Source organism: Thioalkalivibrio sp. ALE16 (assembly GCF_000381305.1).
Taxonomy (GTDB): Bacteria; Pseudomonadota; Gammaproteobacteria; order Ectothiorhodospirales; family Ectothiorhodospiraceae; genus Thioalkalivibrio.
This window is the reverse complement of record NZ_KB906388.1, coordinates 1-2,027: the sequence shown is the minus strand read 5'-3', so window position 1 is coordinate 2,027 and position 2,027 is coordinate 1. Positions and strand designations below refer to the sequence as shown.

The 2,027-nt window shown below is 63.9% G+C and carries 2 protein-coding genes; both read right to left on the bottom strand.

What is annotated here, in order from left to right:
- Positions 1–235 precede the first annotated feature (235 nt).
- Positions 236–400: a hypothetical protein gene (locus F627_RS17185; protein WP_018878813.1), complete on the bottom strand. Its 165-nt coding sequence runs from the start codon at positions 398–400 to the stop codon at positions 236–238.
- A gap of 117 nt (positions 401–517) precedes the next feature.
- Positions 518–1,912 carry a DNA cytosine methyltransferase gene (locus tag F627_RS0115430; RefSeq protein WP_026332146.1) on the bottom strand — a complete coding sequence of 465 codons (1,395 nt, stop codon included), beginning with the start codon at positions 1,910–1,912 and terminating at the stop codon, positions 518–520.
- Positions 1,913–2,027: the final 115 nt, after the last annotated feature.

Genomic DNA, 2,027 nt, shown 5'->3' with positions numbered 1-2,027 from the left:
CCCGATCCGGGGGTGCTTTCAGGGGCCTGATACGCTCAGGCGGGCGGTAAAGCCGTCATTCCCCAGGGCCGCGCGCGACCCTCGGGAATGACGCCACCCCGCGCCAGTGGCGGGAGTGGCGGTTGGTCAATGGCGCCGACGGTTTTGCCGGCGGGCGATCAGGTAGGCGCCGATCATCACGATCCCGATCAGTGCCAGCCCAATGAACACGCCGAAGTCTTCCATAAGCATCATCTTAGCTCTCCCGGCAGCCCACGAGCCAGAGGATCAGGCCCAGGACCACGGTGCTGAGTCCTCCTGCGGTGAATCCGCGGTCGATGAACAGAGTCAGGATCCCGGCAACAGCCAGCAGTATTCCAGCCTGCCGCAGGCCTTCCTGGATTCGTGCGAGATTGAACATGGTCAGTCTCCTACATGGAGGGGACTGACCGCCCCCACGGGGAGTGGTGTCCCCGTGGTGGGTGAAAGCGTGCTCGCCCAGCAGATCGCTGGGTGAGCACGGACGGAGCGACAAGGGTTATGCCGCGACGGACTGATGTGGCTGCATCGAGTCCCGCAAGGCTGCCAGCGCACGCCCGAGGTGCATTCCGACGGCTTCAAATGCGGCGTACACCACAGACTGACCCAGGATTTCATGCGCGCGCGTGGCGGAGAGCCCTTCGATCAGGGGCTCGGGAACCGCTTTTACGCGGGCATGCTCCTTCGGCGTCAGCAACCGCGTGAGTGCCGGGTCGCTCGGATGTCGAATGAACGGCTCGGTGGACCGCGCCTTGGCGTACCCGCGCCCGATGGTCCCAAGGCTTTCCTCGGATCCATCGAGGAGCTGCCGCCGAAAGCCTTTACCGGCGGCCTTGTCGCGGACCTCCTTCTCGGCCAGGTAGCTGTAGGCCTTCCAGGCAGGATCGTCAGGGTCGATGTCCTCCAGGATGTCCCGGATACACGACTCACGATCCCGAACGGCACGCAGCCCGTCGAACGCGAAGTGCACCTCCGGGTTGGTTGCAATCATGCAGAACCGATTGCGCCGCTCCATCGAGCCCAGCTCAAATCCGTCGAGAACCGTCTCGTGCAGCTCGTAATCGAGGCTGCTCAAGATGGACCGGATCACCGTCATGCTGGTCGTGGTGCCGTACTGAGGCACGTTCTCCAGCAGGATCACACTCGGCCGCAAGGTCTGAATCGCCGCGAGGAACGCGACGAACAACGGACCAGCGGTTTCGTGCTCCTCGGCTTTCGCCAAGCGGTTTTTCGCTCGACCCGAGAGGGAGGCCCCTGTGCAGGGAAGCCCCGCCGCGAGGATGTCGATGGCCGGTAGCTTGCGCCATTCAACGTCCTGCATTGGGGCCTCGATGGCAATGGAATCCGACTTCCAGATCGGATTGTTCGCCAGCGATGCCTCCAGGTAGTCACCGTCCGACTCGTTGGCAAAGGCCAGCTCGACGGGGACACCGGCGGCGGCCAGGCCTCGATGGAGCGCGTGGTCCAGAATGCCGCCACCATGGGCCAGAGACGCCATGCGTAGCGGCTCGCCTTGATTCAGGCGTTGTAGAAGCCGTTTCGAGCGTTCAGCCGTTGCTCGATCGTGATGGTGGACCCGGATCTCGATCGAGCCAGGACGGATAACGACGCGGACCCGTTTCGCTTCGCCAAAAGCGGTCACCAGTGTTTCGCCCGACACGTCGATAACGGGCAATTCCTGGTCGCCGCGTTTGCGACGGGACACCCTCCGATCACCCGTTGGGGTGAATCGAAGGGTGAGGCCGTCATGCGAGCCCTCCACGTTATCGAGACTTGTAAGCTCGAAATGCTGGCCGGGACTGATTCCGGCCCGGGCCAGACGGCGGCCTTCCAGCCATAGCCGCTTGGTCCCCTTGCGTTCGCCCAGGGTCGTGTAAATCACTGTCGTTGCCATGGGTCTATCTCCTGCATGGAGGGGACAGACCGCCCCCACGGGGGACGGTGTCCCCGTGGTGGGTGAAGTGAATGGATCGACCGGTGAGCCGGCGCACCCCTGCCCGATCCGGGGG

Coding starts and splice junctions, on each gene's coding strand:
- F627_RS0115430 (WP_026332146.1), bottom strand. CDS start 1,912: ATGGCAACGACAGTGATTTACACGACCCTGGGCGAACGCAAGGGGACC.
- F627_RS17185 (WP_018878813.1), bottom strand. CDS start 400: ATGTTCAATCTCGCACGAATCCAGGAAGGCCTGCGGCAGGCTGGAATA.